This is a genomic window from Ligilactobacillus saerimneri (assembly GCF_036689625.1).
Classification (GTDB): Bacteria; Bacillota; Bacilli; order Lactobacillales; family Lactobacillaceae; genus Ligilactobacillus; species Ligilactobacillus saerimneri.
This window is the reverse complement of record NZ_CP144759.1, coordinates 370,463-387,370: the sequence shown is the minus strand read 5'-3', so window position 1 is coordinate 387,370 and position 16,908 is coordinate 370,463. Positions and strand designations below refer to the sequence as shown.

At 43.3% G+C, this 16,908-nt stretch carries 12 protein-coding genes; all 12 read right to left on the bottom strand.

The features are described 5' to 3' along the window. Positions 1-53: 53 nt before the first annotated feature. The 12 genes from uvrA to V3C97_RS01745 all read right to left on the bottom strand — a co-directional run bounded on the left by uvrA (position 54) and on the right by V3C97_RS01745 (position 16,894). Positions 54-2,897 carry an excinuclease ABC subunit UvrA gene (gene uvrA / locus V3C97_RS01800; RefSeq protein WP_338434335.1) on the bottom strand — a complete coding sequence of 948 codons (2,844 nt, stop codon included), beginning with the start codon at positions 2,895-2,897 and terminating at the stop codon, positions 54-56. An 18-nt stretch (positions 2,898-2,915) separates the two neighbouring features. Continuing rightward, positions 2,916-4,925, bottom strand: coding sequence for an excinuclease ABC subunit UvrB (gene uvrB, locus V3C97_RS01795; protein WP_338434532.1), 2,010 nt, complete (start codon positions 4,923-4,925; stop codon positions 2,916-2,918). Positions 4,926-5,092: 167 nt separating this feature from the next. Beyond that, complete coding sequence (locus V3C97_RS01790; protein WP_338434334.1) at positions 5,093-6,820, bottom strand: phospho-sugar mutase; 1,728 nt, start codon at positions 6,818-6,820, stop codon at positions 5,093-5,095. Positions 6,821-7,172: 352 nt separating this feature from the next. Then, positions 7,173-8,102, bottom strand: coding sequence for a thioredoxin-disulfide reductase (gene trxB, locus V3C97_RS01785; RefSeq protein ID WP_009553149.1), 930 nt, complete (start codon positions 8,100-8,102; stop codon positions 7,173-7,175). Between the two features lie 89 nt (positions 8,103-8,191). Next, positions 8,192-9,013, bottom strand: a complete 822-nt coding sequence (gene lgt, locus V3C97_RS01780) for a prolipoprotein diacylglyceryl transferase (RefSeq protein WP_338434531.1) — start codon at positions 9,011-9,013, stop codon at positions 8,192-8,194. Between the two features lie 8 nt (positions 9,014-9,021). Then, positions 9,022-9,966, bottom strand: a complete 945-nt coding sequence (hprK, locus tag V3C97_RS01775) for an HPr(Ser) kinase/phosphatase (protein ID WP_009553152.1) — start codon at positions 9,964-9,966, stop codon at positions 9,022-9,024. Positions 9,967-9,978: 12 nt separating this feature from the next. Further along, entirely contained in the window at positions 9,979-10,344 is a 366-nt protein-coding gene (locus tag V3C97_RS01770; protein ID WP_009553154.1) for a phage holin family protein, read from the bottom strand. Between the two features lie 12 nt (positions 10,345-10,356). Continuing rightward, positions 10,357-11,469 (bottom strand): PDZ domain-containing protein, encoded by a 1,113-nt coding sequence (locus V3C97_RS01765; protein WP_338434333.1) that lies wholly within the window; start codon positions 11,467-11,469, stop codon positions 10,357-10,359. Between the two features lie 330 nt (positions 11,470-11,799). Continuing rightward, a protein-coding gene (gene prfB, locus V3C97_RS01760) for a peptide chain release factor 2 (RefSeq protein WP_338434332.1) occupies positions 11,800-12,919 on the bottom strand; the annotation gives its coding sequence in 2 pieces (ribosomal slippage) (positions 11,800-12,846 and positions 12,848-12,919; 1,119 coding nt in all). Between the two features lie 61 nt (positions 12,920-12,980). Beyond that, positions 12,981-15,344 (bottom strand): preprotein translocase subunit SecA, encoded by a 2,364-nt coding sequence (gene secA / locus V3C97_RS01755; protein WP_338434331.1) that lies wholly within the window; start codon positions 15,342-15,344, stop codon positions 12,981-12,983. 207 nt (positions 15,345-15,551) lie between these two features. Beyond that, a complete protein-coding gene (gene hpf / locus V3C97_RS01750) occupies positions 15,552-16,103 on the bottom strand; it encodes a ribosome hibernation-promoting factor, HPF/YfiA family (RefSeq protein ID WP_338434330.1) in 552 nt (183 codons plus the stop codon). 149 nt (positions 16,104-16,252) lie between these two features. Further along, positions 16,253-16,894, bottom strand: coding sequence for a ComF family protein (locus V3C97_RS01745; protein ID WP_338434329.1), 642 nt, complete (start codon positions 16,892-16,894; stop codon positions 16,253-16,255). Positions 16,895-16,908: the final 14 nt, after the last annotated feature.

Sequence of the window (16,908 nt, the reverse complement as noted above, 5' to 3'; positions counted from 1 at the left end):
AAAAGAGGCTGACCAGAAAATAGTTCTGCGTTCAACCTCCCTTCATAGTGCCGCTAGTTATTTTTTTCGTAGTGCCCTGTAGCTAAAACCCGCTGCAGGTACTGGCCGGTATAACTTGCTGGTTCTTGAGCAACTTCTTCCGGTGTCCCTAGGGCGACGATTTGCCCGCCGCCTTCACCCCCGTTCGGGCCAAGATCAATCAAGTAATCAGCAGTCTTGATTACATCCAGGTTGTGCTCAATTACTAAGACTGTATTGCCTTTATCCACTAGCCGTTCTAACACGGTTAACAACCGTTTAATATCATCAGCATGAAGGCCGGTAGTCGGTTCATCCAAAATATAAAAGGTTTTGCCATTTGATTGCTTGTGCAATTCTGATGCTAACTTCATCCGTTGAGCTTCCCCCCCAGAAAGGGTTGTTGCTGATTGACCTAAATGAACATACCCTAGTCCAACATCAGCAATCGTTTGGAGTTTCCGCCGAATTTTAGGAATTGCTGCAAAGAATTTCAACGCTTCACTCACTGTCATGTTCAACACATCAGCGATTGTTTTCCCTTTATATTCTACTTCCAAAGTTTCCGAATTATACCGTGTCCCGTGACATACTTCACATGGGACATAGACATCCGGCAAGAAGTTCATTTCAATTTTGATGATACCATCACCCTTGCAGGCTTCACACCGACCACCTTTAACATTAAAGGAGAAACGTCCCTTAGTATAACCCCGCATTTTGGCCTGGTTAGTCTGGGCAAATAAACCACGAATATCATCAAAAACCCCGGTATAGGTCGCCGGATTACTACGCGGTGTCCGCCCAATTGGGCTTTGGTCAATATCGATGATTTTGTCGATATTTTCAATCCCTTCTAAGCGCTGATACTTTCCAGGCTTGGCTGAGTTACCGTTCAATTTTTGAGCTAGGGCCCGCTTCAAAATTAGGTTAACCAGGGTTGATTTACCTGAACCAGATACTCCCGTTACCGCAATGAATTTCCCTAATGGAAAAGTAACATCAATCTGCTGCAAATTATTGGCAGCAGCTCCTAACACACGGATTACTTTACCATTACCTTCACGTCGGTGCGCCGGGATCGGAATATACTTTTTGCCTGCTAAGTACTGCCCAGTTAAAGAACGCCGGGACCGGGCTACCTGTTTGGGGGTCCCGGCAGCCATAACTTTACCCCCTAATTCGCCAGCTCCTGGACCCATGTCAACAATATAATCCGCTGCCCGCATTGTATCTTCGTCATGTTCAACCACAATCAAGGTATTACCGAGATCACGCATCTTCTTGAGGGATGCAATCAGCCGATCATTGTCGCGTTGGTGCAAACCAATCGATGGTTCATCGAGAATATACATTACCCCGGAAAGGTTCGATCCAATCTGGGTTGCTAACCGAATCCGTTGGGCTTCACCCCCAGAAAGAGTCCGGGCGGAACGACTCAACGTTAAGTAATCTAAGCCCACATTTTCTAAGAAAGTCAAGCGGTCGATTATTTCTTTGAGAATTGGTCGAGCAATCTCTTGTTTCTGATCGCTAAATTCCAAATGCTTAAAGAAGGTTAAACTAGCACCAATAGCTAGGTCGGACACTTCCCCGATATGCTTTCCCGCAATCTTGACAGCTAACGCTTTGGGATTTAAGCGGTAACCTTGACAAGTTTGACAAGTCAAGCTCGTCATATACTGCCGCATGTTATTAGTAGTGAAGTCACTAGCAGAATTGCGGTAGCGGCGGTCGATGAGATTCATAATTCCTTCAAATGCCATATCAACATCTTTAATCCCACCAAAATCTGACAACACATGGAAATGGAAGGTCTTGTCCCCACTCCCATAAAGGATTAGGTCTCGTTGCGCCTGGGGAAGTTCATTGAACGGTGTGTCCATATCAATTTCAAACTCAGCACATGCTTGCTGAAGCATCGTTGGATAATACTTTGAAGAAGTTGAACTCCATGGTGCTAATGCACCCTCATTCAGGGTTTTGCTTGGGTCAGGCACGACTAAGTCAAAGTCTACCTCCAGCTTTTCCCCTAATCCATCACAGTCGGGACAAGCTCCAAACGGAGCATTGAACGAGAACAGCCGCGGTTCCAATTCCCCGATCGTAAAGCCACAGTAAGGGCAAGCAAAATATTCTGAAAACTGCAGGGTTTCGCCCCCGATAATATCAACAGCTACATAACCTCCGGCTAGTTTCAGGGCTGCTTCAAATGAATCAAACAACCGGGACCGAACTCCCTCTTTGAGGATGATCCGATCAACAACCACTGCAATATCATGCTTCTTGTTTTTGTCTAGTTCAATGTCTTCTTCAATCTCATGGGGTTCACCATCAATAATTAACCGAACAAAGCCTTCCCGCTTAATCTTAGCCAGTAAGTTTTTATGTTGGCCTTTCTTAGCGCGGACAACCGGAGCCATAATTTGCATCCGCGTCCGCTCTGGCAGTTGTAATACCCGGTCAACCATCTGTTCAGGTGATTGGCTTTCAATTACATGCCCATCGTTGGGACAGATCGGAGTTCCGACCCGAGCCCATAACAAACGGAAATAATCATTAATCTCCGTTACTGTCCCCACAGTCGAACGGGGATTCTTAGAAGTTGTCTTTTGATCAATCGAAATTGCCGGTGACAGACCATCAATAGAATCAACATCTGGTTTATCCATCTGGCCTAAAAATTGTCGTGCATATGAAGATAAACTCTCAACATACCGCCGTTGTCCTTCGGCATACAGCGTATCAAATGCTAGCGAACTCTTCCCCGAACCGGAAAGACCCGTCATAACTACGAGCTTGTTCTTGGGAATATCGAGGTTAACGTTTTGCAAATTATGCTCACGTGCTCCCCGAATACTAATCTTATTCTGTACCACACCATTTCCCCCTTAAAATTATTTTTTAGCTTCAGATTGTAATTCTAAAATTGTGTCCCGTAATGCTGCCGCTTCTTCAAAGTCCAGCTTTTTAGCTGCTTCTTTCATTTGCTTTTGCAAGTTAGCAATAATCTGGTGCTGCTCATCCTTGCTGAGCGTATTGAATTTAATATCGGCCAAGTTAGCTTGTTCATCCCGCTCAGCTTCACTCTTAGTCACCGGTGAAATAGCTGCCCGAATTGGTTTTTTGATTGTCTGTGGTACCAATCCATGTTCCTGATTATATTGCTCTTGTAGTGTCCGCCGTCTTTTCGTTTCATCAATTGCCGCTTGCATTGAAGCCGTGACAGTATCGGCATACATAATGACATGCCCATGAGCATTCCGCGCAGCCCGGCCAATCGTTTGAATCAACGAACGTTCATTCCGCAAGAAACCTTCTTTATCAGCATCAAGAATAGCAATCAATGATACTTCTGGTACATCGATTCCTTCCCGCAAGAGGTTGATCCCAATTAAAACATCAAATTTTCCTAACCGTAAGTCGCGGATGATCTCCGTCCGCTCTAAAGTCTTGATATCTGAGTGTAAGTACTTAACCTTAATCCCTAGTTCTTTGAAATAGTCAGTTAAATCTTCTGCCATTTTCTTAGTCAAAGTTGTGACAAAAACCCGCTCGTCTTTTGCTACTCTTTGATTAATTTCTCCCACCAAATCTTCCATTTGCCCCATCACTGGTCGGACTTCAATCGTTGGATCCAATAGTCCTGTTGGTCGGATAATTTGCTCAACCACATGGTCTGTTTGTTCTTGCTCATACGGACCAGGAGTAGCTGACATATAGACGATTTGGTGCACCCGGCGTTCAAATTCACTCAAGGTCAATGGCCGGTTGTCCAGTGCACTTGGAAGTCTGAACCCATAGTCAATCAGCATCTGTTTTCGAGCCTTATCACCGTTATACATTCCCCGAACCTGGGGCATCGTTACATGTGATTCATCAACTACAATCAAGAAATCATCTGGGAAGAAATCTAGCAAAGTATATGGCGGTTCACCGGCCTTACGCCCTTCCATGAAACGAGAATAATTCTCAATTCCATTGCAGTAACCGACTTCGCGTAGCATCTCAATGTCGTAAGTTGTCCGTTGTTGCAAACGTTGGGCTTCCAATAATTTCCCCTGCGCAGTCAGTTCCGCTACCCGTTCCTTTAGTTCCGCCTCAATCCCTGTGATTGCCGTCTCCAAAGTTGCATCGTTCGTAACAAAGTGTGTCGCTGGGAAAATCACAATATGGTCCCGATCGCCAAAGACTTCTCCCGTCAAAGGATCGATTTCCCGGATCCGATCAATTTCATCACCAAAAAATTCAATCCGCAAAGCCCGCTCATCATGCGAAGCAGGATACAGTTCGACAATGTCTCCCCGTACTCTAAACCGTCCCCGCTGGAAATCGATGTCGTTGCGATCAAACTGCATATCAACCAATTCCCGCAAGACCTGATCGCGTGGTATTTCCTGCCCAGTGCGTAAAGAAAGAGCGTGCTCTGCATACTCACGTGGATCCCCCAAACCAAAAATGGAAGATACCGAGGCTACAACGATCACATCATTACGCTCAAGCAAAGAGCTGGTCGCTGAATGCCGCAGTTGGTCAATTTCGTCATTAATACTTGCATCTTTTTCAATATAGGTATCACTCGAAGGAACGTATGCTTCCGGTTGATAATAATCGTAGTAACTAACAAAATACTCGACGGCATTATCAGGGAAAAATTCTTTAAATTCGCTATATAATTGTCCAGCCAAAGTCTTATTATGGGCCAAAACTAAAGTAGGCTTATTCACTTTTTGAATTACATTCGAAATTGTAAAGGTTTTCCCTGTCCCAGTGGCTCCCAACAAAATTTGGGCTTTTTCTCCGGCTAAAATCCCCTGACTGAGCGTTGCAATCGCTTGGGGTTGATCACCAGTCGGCTGATACTTAGACACTAGTTTAAACGGTCGGTTAGCGCGCTTAGTAATCATCATGTTCACTCCCGTAACAAATAATTCATAAGGTAATTCTACCACAGCGAACATACTTTCTAATTAATTTTGTCTTCTAATTGTTCCTTATCCATTTTTAATCACAAAAAAACAGGGGATTAAATAGAGCCCCTGCTTTTTAAGTCAACCCATACTTATGAGCAAACCTACTTATTCAAAAATTCCGTAATTGCTTTTTCAAAGGATTGGCGTTTGGCGTGGACACCGGCCGCTGTATTATCTTGAGCACCAATATAGAACTTGATCTTTGGTTCAGTTCCTGAAGGCCGAACAGCAATCCAGCTGCCGTCAGCCAACAGATACTTCAAGACGTTAGCTTTTGGCAAGGTCATCATTTCAACATGCCCATCGGCATACTTCTTTTCGCCGCTAGCAAAATCTTCGACAGCTGCCACTGCTACCCCAGCAAATGCTGCTGGCGCATTGGCCCGGAAGTCAGCCATAATGGCAGCAATCTTAGCTGGCCCTTCAACCCCAGCTAAAACATGAGAGATTGTCTTTTCAGCAAAATATCCATACTTATTGAACAAGGCTTGTAAGCCATCATATAGGTTCATGCCTTGGTGCTTATAGTAAGCTGCTACTTCAGCCAACATCACAGTAGATTGAATGGCATCCTTATCCCGCACAAATGGTTTGATTAAATAGCCAAAACTTTCTTCAAAGCCAAATTCAAAGGTATGGTTTTGGGTTTGTTCGTATTCTTTAATTTGTTCAGCGATAAATTTAAAGCCAGTTAATACATTGATCATCTTGGCGCCATAGTGGTCTGCAATCGCCGTGGCAAATTCACTAGAAACGATCGACTTCACCACTGCCGCGTTAGCTGGCAGGGTGTTCTGCCGCTGCTTAGCTGCCAAAATATAATCCAGCAGCAAGGCGGCGATTTGGTTTCCAGTTAATAATTGGTAATCACCGTTAGGTTGCCGAACAGCAGCCCCCAACCGGTCGGCGTCAGGGTCAATCGCAATCAGCAGGTCCGCCCCTTCCTTTTTGCCTAAAGCAATTGCCATATCAAAGGCAGCTGGATCTTCAGGATTAGGTTTAGCTACTGTGCTAAAATCTCCATCTGGTTGTGCTTGTTCTGGAACCATAGTAAATTCTTCAAAGCCCGCTTCCCGGAGAGCTTGTGATCCAATCTTAGCCCCAGTCCCATGTAGTGGCGTGAAGATTAGCTTCATTTGTTTCCCTTCTTGGGCAACTAAATCATGATCAATCGTAACCGTCTTAACATGGTCTAGATAAGCCCGGTCGACTTCATCGCCAATGATCGTCATCAGGTTATTGGTCAGTAATTCTTCCTGATCAGCCAATTTAATCATAAAGAGATCATCGACGCTCCGGATATATTTAGTAATCAAATCAGATTCCTTCGGTGGCATCTGTGCCCCATCTTCCCCATAAATCTTATAGCCGTTGTACTGCTTAGGGTTATGACTAGCCGTAACCATGATCCCTGCGTAGGTATTCAGGTGCCGAATAGTAAATGACAATTCGGGTGTAGGCCGCAAACTTTCAAAAATATAAGTCGGGATCCCGTGCGCACCCAAGACCCGAGCTGAATCATAGGCAAATTCTCGTGAACCATGACGCGAATCATAACTAATCGCTACCCCCCGTTGCCGGGTAACAGCATCTAATTGATCCATAAATCGTGCCAATCCCTCAGTAGCTTGCCGCACAGTGTAAATATTCATCCGGTTGATGCCAACGCCTAAGACGCCCCGCATTCCTGCAGTTCCAAACTCCATCGGCGTATAAAAAGCATCCTCTAGTTCTTTATCGTTGCCAGCTAAACTATCTAGTTCAGCCCGCAAAGTCTGATCAAGACCTTGAAATTCGTTCCATTTTTGATATGTATCTTTCCAGCTCAAAAAAATCGCTCCTCACATCAATTCAATTAAGACACGATCATTATACTATATTTTTGTAGCGTTTTCTTATTTCTCTGTTGTTTCTCATTTAAAATCATTTTTTATTATCTAATTTGCGCACTAGTATCTCTTTTTACCTTTTAGACCCGACATATATATAAATATGCGCTGTATTGATCATATTCTTCCTCATTTAGCACCTATTTTACTATATGCCGGGTATCTACCACCTAAATCTAACTTCTTACGTCAAATTTCATTTAATTTTTCCAAGTTATTTCTCGATAAAATTTCCACAAAAAAATAACCAGCTAGGCAGAAACAATTCTCCCCAGCTGGTCATTCATCTTGGTTATTTAGTTTCTTCAATATAATTGAATGCTTGTTGTCCGGCAATACCACCATCACCAACAGCAGTTGTGATTTGACGCAAGTTCTTCTTGCGGACATCCCCCACAGCGAAGATCCCCGGAATCTTGGTCTTCATCTGGTCGTCAGTAACAATCCAGCCTTCTTCGTCAGTGATCCCCAAATCCTTGAATGGTTCAGTGATTGGTAAAATCCCAACATAAATAAAGACAGCTGCCACTGGCACTTCACGGTCTTCACCTGTCTTTTTATTATGGGTCTTAACTCCAGTAACTTTTTGCCCATCACCAACGATTTCAGTTACGACCGTATCCCATGTAAAGTGCATCTTTTCATTTGCAAAGGCACGATCTTGCAAGATCTTTTGTGCCCGCAGTTGATCACGCCGGTGGAAAACGTTAACACTATCAACGATTTGTGCTAAATAAGTCCCTTCTTCAATGGCTGAATCGCCACCGCCGACTACTGCAACATCTTTATTTCTAAAGAAAGCTCCGTCGCAGACCGCGCAGTACGAAACACCCCGGCCACCATATTCTTCTTCGCCAGGAACACCTAATTTGCGGTGCTCTGATCCAGTAGCAATAATTAGTGCCTTGGTTTCAAAAGTATCATCTTCTGTTGTAACCAACTTAGTCCCGTCCGCTTGGACAGTTACTCCGGTAACCGTCCCGTACGCATATTCTGCGCCAAATTGTGTTGAACTATCATACATTTCTTTGGCCAAATCTGGACCTAAGATTGACTTGAAGCCCGGATAGTTTTCAACTTCCGCAGTATTATTCATTTGACCACCGTAAACACCGCGATCAAGCATTAATACTGATAAGTTAGCGCGTGAAGCGTACAAAGCTGCAGTCATCCCACCAGGACCTGCCCCAATTACAATCACGTCATATTTTTTGTTTGCCATGCGTTTCACTCTCTTTCACGCTTGAATTCAATTTAATTATAACTTACTTTTTGTTAGTGACTAAATTATATGCTCTTATTTAGAAAAAATCAATCCTCAGCATCCAGATACCACGCTAAAGCAGGATCATTGCGTCGCCGCCAAACTCCAACTATTATTGCTCCAATAAAGAGCAGTAAGGAGAGCCATTGTGATACTCGCAAGGCCCCCAGCATCAAACTATCCGTCCGCATTCCTTCAATGAAGAAGCGTCCGAGTGCATACCAGATAAGATAAGCCAAGAAAATTTCTCCCTGCTTGAATAAGTGTAGTCGGTGCCGCAAGCTAATAAGGAGGATAAAGCCCAAAATATCCCAGACTGATTCATATAAAAAAGTAGGCTGGTAGTATACACCATTGATCCGCATCTGATTGATAATCCACTCTGGCAGATGCAACCTTTGTAAAAAGAAACGACTTGTCGCTCTACCATGGGCTTCTTGATTAACAAAGTTGCCCCAGCGTCCAATTCCTTGCGCTAAGATAACTGTTGGGGCCACAACGTCCAGCATTAACCACGCCGAAATCTCCTGGCGTTTACATAAAACTAGCACTACAATGAAGGCTCCAATCAAGCCCCCGTAAATAGCAATTCCACCGTCCCAGATACGATAAATTTCACTTGGATACACTCGGTAATACTGCCATTGGAAAATGACATAATACAAACGAGCACAAATCAATGCCAGCGGTAATCCCCATAAGAGCAAATCATAAATTGTATCTTCTTTGATTCCACGCTTTTGCCCTTCATTAACTGCTAGAAAAACAGCCAAAACCATGGCAGAAGCAATAATGATTCCATACCAGTGAACTGGGATGGGTCCTAGTTCAAATGCGATTGGATCAATCTTGGCTAACACGGCTTCCATCCCTCTCATTATTTCTTTTCTTGAACAGAATTTTCGTGGATCAATTCCGCTAGATTACTCTGGAACTTCTTCGTTGCATCATACCCCATCGTCTTGGCCCGGTAGTTCATTGCGGCCGCTTCAATAATAATCGCGATGTTTCGCCCAATCATTACCGGAATATTGATTTTAGGAATATCCACATCGAAGATCCGTGCTTGGACCTCACCTGTTCCTAAGCGGTCAAATTGCTTGCCCTTAGCCCAGTTTTCCAAGTGAACAATCAACTGAATTTCTGTTTCCGACTTGACCGCTCCAGCCCCATAAAGGTTCATCACATCAATAATTCCGACACCCCTAATTTCTAGTAAGTGGCGTAAAATTTTCGGTGATTCCCCAATAATAGTTTGTTCATCTTGTTGGTAAACCTCTACCCGGTCGTCAGCAATCAGACGGTGGCCCCGTTTAATTAGGTCTAAGGCCGTTTCAGACTTACCGATTCCTGAGTCCCCTGTAATCAACACCCCGAGACCATAGATATCCATCAGCACGCCGTGAATAGACTGCCGTGGCGCAAGTTCCCCTTCAAGATAGTTAGTCATCTTGGACAGAATCCGGGTCGTCGCCAATTTTGTTCTTAAAATAGGAATTTGGTGGGCATTAGCCGCTTCTTCTAGCTCCATAGGTACCGTCAAATCACGCGAAACAATAAAACACGGTGTTTCTTCCCCACAGAGCATTTCCATGTATTTCTTTTTCGTCGTCGGCTCCATTTTTTGGGCATAGGATACTTCTGTCATCCCAAATAATTGGATCCGGTCTTCAGGATAGTAATCAAAATACCCCGTCAATTCTAACCCAGGACGGGAAATATCACTGACTGTAATATACCGCTCTTTAGTATATTTTTCCCCAATATAAACATTCAACTTGCAGGCCTGAACTAGACTGGCCACACTGACTTTTCCAGCCATAAAACAACCTCCTTAATGACGCTGTAAATAAGTACTAATGATGACATTTACCGCACTTAGGATCAAAGCTACCAAAAATGTCACCCCAAAGCTAGCAAAGTGAAATGAACTTCCCATGAAAGCCGAAGTCATCTGTAGCATCAAAGCGTTAATCACAAAATAAAACAAGCCCATACTAAGAACAGTAATCGGTAAAGATAATAAAATTAGTATTGGTTTAACCAAAGCATTGAGCAAACCTAAAACGATCGCTGCCACAAAGGCTACTAAGATCCCCGAAACATAGAACTGTTTGGGCATTAAACCAGCGAGTGCAATGAACGCAATCCCATTAACTAGTACCCGCTGAAAGAAGCCTAGTTGATTGGTAAAAATCATAGCTGTTTCCCCCTAATGAAATAATATCAAACCGATCTCATGTGGTGAGTCAGTGTAAATCGCACTTTCCTTAATCTTAAGATCCCCAGTATAAGTTTCGACCTTGAGATGACAATACACAGGATTTTTTTGCAAGGCAGAATATAACTCTTCCTCACTTCCCACAGGAATATTATTGCATTCTAAGATAATATCCCCTGGTTGCAAGTTCATTTTAGCAGCTGGTGTTTCAGGTTGCACAGCGATAACTCTCACACCTTGATTGGTTTCCACATACCAATTAGGCGCTTGGCGCTCTAACCGTCGCCGTTTAATTCCCCATACTAGCTCTATAACTAAAAGTAAGCTTCCTAAATAAGGGAATGCTTGTGGGAAAAACCAGGTGATGCCTAGCATAATTACAGCTAGTCCTAGCAGCCACCGCAGTTCCTGCTGGTAGGTAGTAATTGATTCATGTGGGAGGCGTTTGCTAACATTCAAAACAGCTGTCACAACCAACGGAAGGACTAGCAAGGTGTAATGATTGCCATGGAAGTTCAGGACGGGCCACCAACTAAACAATGGTTGCATGTGTCCTTGGGGTAAAAAAGTCACTACTGGTAGAATCGTAAGTTCACGCCAATGATAATAGGCAACCCGACGCCCCCGCTTCCCTGCTTTGATCCGCGGGCTGAGCCACTCTGCCCGAACGTTGTGGGTCAACAAAAGCTTACTGCCATAATATATAACGACCAATAACAAAAAGCCTGCTTCCCAAGTACCATGAACATGCGTGTCAGTAAAAAAGGAACCGCTCTTTAGCCAAGTGCCAACATAATACACAATTCCAGCACCAAGTAACGCCCAGCTCCCTAGACTAACAAGCCCCGCGCTTAATAATGGTAGGAGGCTGGCCCCTACCCACAAAAACATCAGGTGCTTCGGTAATACCACTCCTAGCAAAGTAGTAATAGCCGACGCCCCTAAGCCCAATAGGAACATGTGCTTGATAAAATGTCGTCCTTCATAAAAATCTTTGTTAACGGCAACCCGAAATAATTTTCTTTCTTCCCTGATCCGATAGGAATACAGCACATTGACAACGGCCAATCCTAGCGCTAGAAAACAATAAATATAATAAGCCACTCCAGTCCTCCCCTTCATTTCTTCTTATCATTTAGTATATCATCATTAAACCGCTTTTTCTGAGCTATTTAATAGCCAAACGCCCCTTAACTGTATAATTCTTGCCTCCCCCAAGTGAAAATGTGATTAACGGAAACCTCTCTATCCTAAAATTATAATTTTGCTCAAACAAACCTGTTAGGTGGCAAGTAGTAACGCTAGCAAAAGAAGCTGGGAGAAAATAATATTTTCTCACCAGCTTCGGTCTTAATTTATTAATGTTTCACAGCTAACGGGGAAAATAACCGCAAGCCTAACATCTCAAGGATGCTAAAATTATTTCCTATCTTCTTATTGGGGATTCTTCTTTTGTAAATTCCACTGTAAGTAAGCATTGATAAAACCATCCAAGTCCCCGTCCATAACTGCTTGAACATTACCAGTTTCATATCCCGTCCGGTGATCTTTCACCATTGAATACGGGTGGAAAACATATGAACGGATCTGTGAGCCCCAACCGATATCCAATTGTTGTCCTTGTATCTCGGCTTTCTTTTTCTCTTGTTCTTCTATTTGTAATTGATATAACTTAGCCCGCAGCATTTTTTCCGCTGTTGCCCGGTTTTGGAACTGCGACCGTTCTGCCTGACTAGAAACAACAATTCCTGTCGGCTCGTGAATTAACCGCACAGCCGATGAAGTTTTATTGATGTGCTGTCCCCCAGCACCACTAGCCCGAAAGACTTCCATCTTGATGTCTTCTGGTCGCAAATCTACTTCCACAGAATCATCCAGTTCGGGCATAACATTAACCGAAGCAAATGATGTGTGCCGTCGTCCGGCTGCATCGAACGGTGAGATTCGCACCAGACGGTGAACTCCTTTTTCACTCCGCAAATACCCATAAGCGTTGGTTCCTTTAACCATAAAATAAACGCTCTTAATGCCAGCTTCATCGCCTGCCTGGTAGTCTAATGTTTCTAAGGTGAAATCATGTTGTTCTGCCCACCGGGTATACATTCTAAAAAGCATTGAGCCCCAGTCTTGCGATTCAGTTCCCCCAGCACCAGGGTGTATTTCCAAGATGGCATTATTACTATCATATTCTCCATCTAAAAGGACACCCAATTGGTACTGTTGTAACAACTTTTGCGTCTGAGTAAAGTTTTTTTCCAAGTCAGCTAACATTTCGGAATCGTCAGGATCTTCCTGGACCAGTTCTAGCAAGACGTTCAGATCAGCTACGGCTGCATCTAATTGATGAAAATTATCGTATTTATTCTTGAGGATGTTATTTGCTGTAATTAACTTTTGTGCTGCTACACCATCATCCCAAAAGCCCGGCTCAGCCATCCGAGCTTCATTTTCAGCAATCCTTTCGTTGAGACCATCAAGGTCAAAGAGACCTCCTAAAGTCATCAATCTGCGCTTGCATCTCTGCAATTTCGTGCCGATAATCACTTATTTCCATAAAATTTACCTCCAAAAAGAGGGCTGCATGGAAAACAGTCCTCCGTTTAAATCATTTTTAATTACCGCGTCATGTTTTGGCGAATTTCAGCTTTCATGAAGAGTCGTGTTACATCCGCCTCAATTTCACCGATCATGGTTTCAAACATCTTATAACCATCTTGTTGATATTCAACTAATGGGTTCAATTGTCCATAGCCCCGTAAACCAATTGACTGACGTAATTGGTCCATTTCATCAATATGATCTGTCCATAAGGAGTCAACCACCCGCAAAATAACAACCTTTTCAAACTCAAGAATTTGACTAGGATCATATAATTGCTTCTCTTTAGTCTTGTAAATTGCTTCAGCCCGCTTCATCAGATAAGCAATCATTTCTTCGGGTTTCTTGTTTTCTAAATCATCAATTGAAATACTTCCTTCTGGCACCATGTATGAAATAGCAAAGTCAACAATGCCTTGGAGATCCCACTCTTTTTTGTCACCCTGAGTGTGATTCTCTACTTGGTGCTTAACTGTTCGCTCAATCATCGGCATAATAACAGGCTTCAAGGTTTTTTCCTCCATGATGACTTGCTGTCTCTGCCGGTAGATAACTTCACGTTGTGCCCGCATAACATCATCATACTGGAGCACTTGCTTCCGCGTGTCATAGTTGTTACCTTCTACTCGTTTTTGAGCTGATTCAACTTGGCGGGTTATTAAGCGCGATTGGATAACCACATCATCATCAGCCGCCTTCATCTTGTTCAAGAATTCTTTAACTCGTTCCGAACCAAAGCGCAACATCAAGTCATCTTCCAATGAAAGGTAGAATTGGGTTACCCCAGGATCACCCTGACGACCTGAACGGCCCCGCAACTGATTATCGATCCGGCGTGATTCGTGTCGTTCTGTCCCGATAACAGCCAAGCCGCCGAGTTCGCGCACTCCTGGTCCTAACTTGATGTCAGTCCCCCGGCCGGCCATGTTAGTTGCGATTGTAACCGCACCTTTTTGCCCAGCATTCATGATGATTTCGGCTTCTTTAGCGTGATTCTTAGCATTTAAAACTGCATGCTTAATTCCTGCTTGATCAAGCAAATGTGAGAGATACTCAGACGTTTCAACTGCTACTGTCCCCACTAGAACAGGTTGCCCCTTAGCATTCCGTTCTTTGATATCCTCAACTACTGCCTTAAATTTGCTCTTTAAGGTTGGGTAAAGCAAATCTGGCCGATCTTCCCGGGCCACTGGCTTATTAGTTGGGATGGAAATAACTTCCATGTTATAAATTTCCCGGAATTCTTCTTGTTCAGTTTTGGCAGTCCCTGTCATTCCGGCCAATTTACGGTACATTCTGAAAAAGTTCTGATAAGTAATGTTGGCCATTGTTTTAGTTTCTTCTTCAATATCAACATGTTCTTTAGCTTCGATTGCTTGGTGTAACCCATCAGAATACCGCCGTCCGTCCATGATCCGCCCGGTAAATTGGTCAACAATCAATACTTCACCGTCTTGGACAACATAATCCTTGTCCCGCAACATGATGAAGTTTGCTCTCAAGGCATTGTCTAAGTGGTGGTTAAGCGCTGCATTTTCAGGATCAAAGAGGTTGCGCAAGTTGAAGTACTTTTCCCCTTTCTTGATCCCTTTTTCAGTCAAGGACACTGTTTTTGATTCCAAATCGACTTTATAATCTTCATCTTTAGTCAAGGTCTTAGCAAAGCGATCAGTCCGAATATATAGGTTAGTTGATCCCTTTGCTTGCCCAGAAATGATTAGTGGTGTCCGAGCTTCGTCAATCAGAATTGAGTCCACTTCGTCCACGATAACAAAGTTTAATGGTCGTTGTACCATATCTTCTTTGTAAGCCACCATATTATCCCGCAAGTAGTCGAACCCTAACTCACTGTTAGTGGAATAAGTAATGTCGGCATTATATGCTGCCCGCTTTTCTTCGGGAGTTTTTTCGGAGATATTTAAGCCGACCGTCATTCCTAACCAAGAATATAACTCACCCATTTCAGTAGCATCCCGGGCCGATAGATACTCATTCACAGTAACCACGTGCACCCCGTCACCTGATAGGGCATTCAAGTACACTGGCATGGTGGCAGTTAATGTCTTCCCTTCCCCAGTCCGCATTTCGGCGATGTTACCTTGGTGGAGTACAATTCCCCCAATAATTTGGACATGGAAAGGATACAAGCCTAACACCCGCTTGGCCGCTTCGCGAACAACAGCGAACGCTTCTGGAAGTAAATCATCCAAGCTTTCACCGTTGGCATAACGTTGCTTGAATTCAGGCGTCTTAGCCTTGAGCTCATCATCAGATAATGCTGCCATCTCATCAGCATACGCTTCAACTTTATTGGCTAAACGACTTAGCCGCTTAACTTCGCGCTTGTCGCTTTCAACCCATTTTCTTAGGAAATTTGCCATAGTTTAAGTTTCCTTCCTACACTCATAATTATTTTTATCGTTTAATTTCACCTTATTCTCACTTATTAAAATAGAGAATACCATGTTTTATTTTATCATCATTGCCCTTGATTAGAAAGAATTCTTTGTTTTCTCACGCAAAAATAAAAAAGCCACATCCCTCAGGATGCAGCCGCACTCGTCAGATGACAAGTAGTGTGATATCAATTATTCGATGTCGCTTGCTTCGATTAAGCCATAACGACCGTCACGACGACGGTAAACAATGTTAATGCCATCTGATTCTGCATCTTGGTAGATAAAGAAATCATGACCTAACATATCCATTTGCAAGATGGCTTCTTCACTATCCATTGGTTTGATAGAAACTTGCTTGGTCCGCACAATATCAAAGCTCTTTTCAGGAGCTTCTTCAGTTTCACTAGGAACAAAATCCAAGTTCTTGAAGCCTTTTTCCCGTGATTTGCGGTTAACCTTAGTCTTATATTTTCTGATTTGCCGTTCCAGCTTATCAGTTACCAGGTCAACACTAGCATACATATCTGGTGAGGTTTCCTCTGCTCTAAGTACCAAGTAAGGTAACGGAATCGTAACCTCAACCTTAGCATTCTTGTCAGAATATACCTTCATATTTACGTGTGCTGTGGAGTTAGAAGTATCTTCGAAAAACTTTTCTAGCTTGCTGATCTTCTTTTCAACATATTCTCTCAAAGCACTTGTAACTTCGATATTTTCACCACGAACATTGTATTTTAACATAGAAAACCTCTCCTTTCACAGCTTAGGCTCTGCGTCTAGCCGAAGAGAATTACCATCAAATCATTCTGATATTTCTCTCTACGTATATTATAAAGGAATGCGCTTTATTAGACAAATTTTTATCGGACTCTTAAACTTTACTTTTCCTTTCACCGTGCGAGAGTAACCGCTCGCACAACACGGGCCCCAGCTGCCACCAGTACGGCTTGAGCATGATACAATGTTTGACCAGTTGTATAAATATCATCTAATAAGACAATTTGTTTATTATGTAGATCAAGCGTTGCATTCAATGCGAATGGTTGCGGTGTTTGTAGCCTTTCAAGCCTATTTTTATGTGACTGCTTGATCCGTCCTTTAGTTTGGATAACCCGTAAACAGTGGGTCAAGCGTAGTTCTGGACACAAACCTACTACCTGATTAAAGCCACGATTAACAAATGTTTCCTCATCCACCGGAATTGGGACGTAGAGCCATTGCCGCCTCGGATACTGACGCACTAATTTTTGATAAGCAGCCGCAAATACCCAGCGCAAGCGGTAATCACCCTGGAATTTATACCGTTCAAAAAAATCAACCATCGCTGGCGTTTTATACCGATATAATGCTTGATTATTTAACAACTGTTTAGTGTGTTGCCACCGCTGACAATCTAAAAATACTTTGCCCCCCGTATCAGGATAAGCACAACCAGGGCATGCTTGGGCTTTCTCGATAGGTGCAAATTGTTGCTGACACCATGAGCATATAGTTGGGATAGTTACCGCCTGTCTAGAAAAGAACCACTTCATATCTGGCTGCCAGC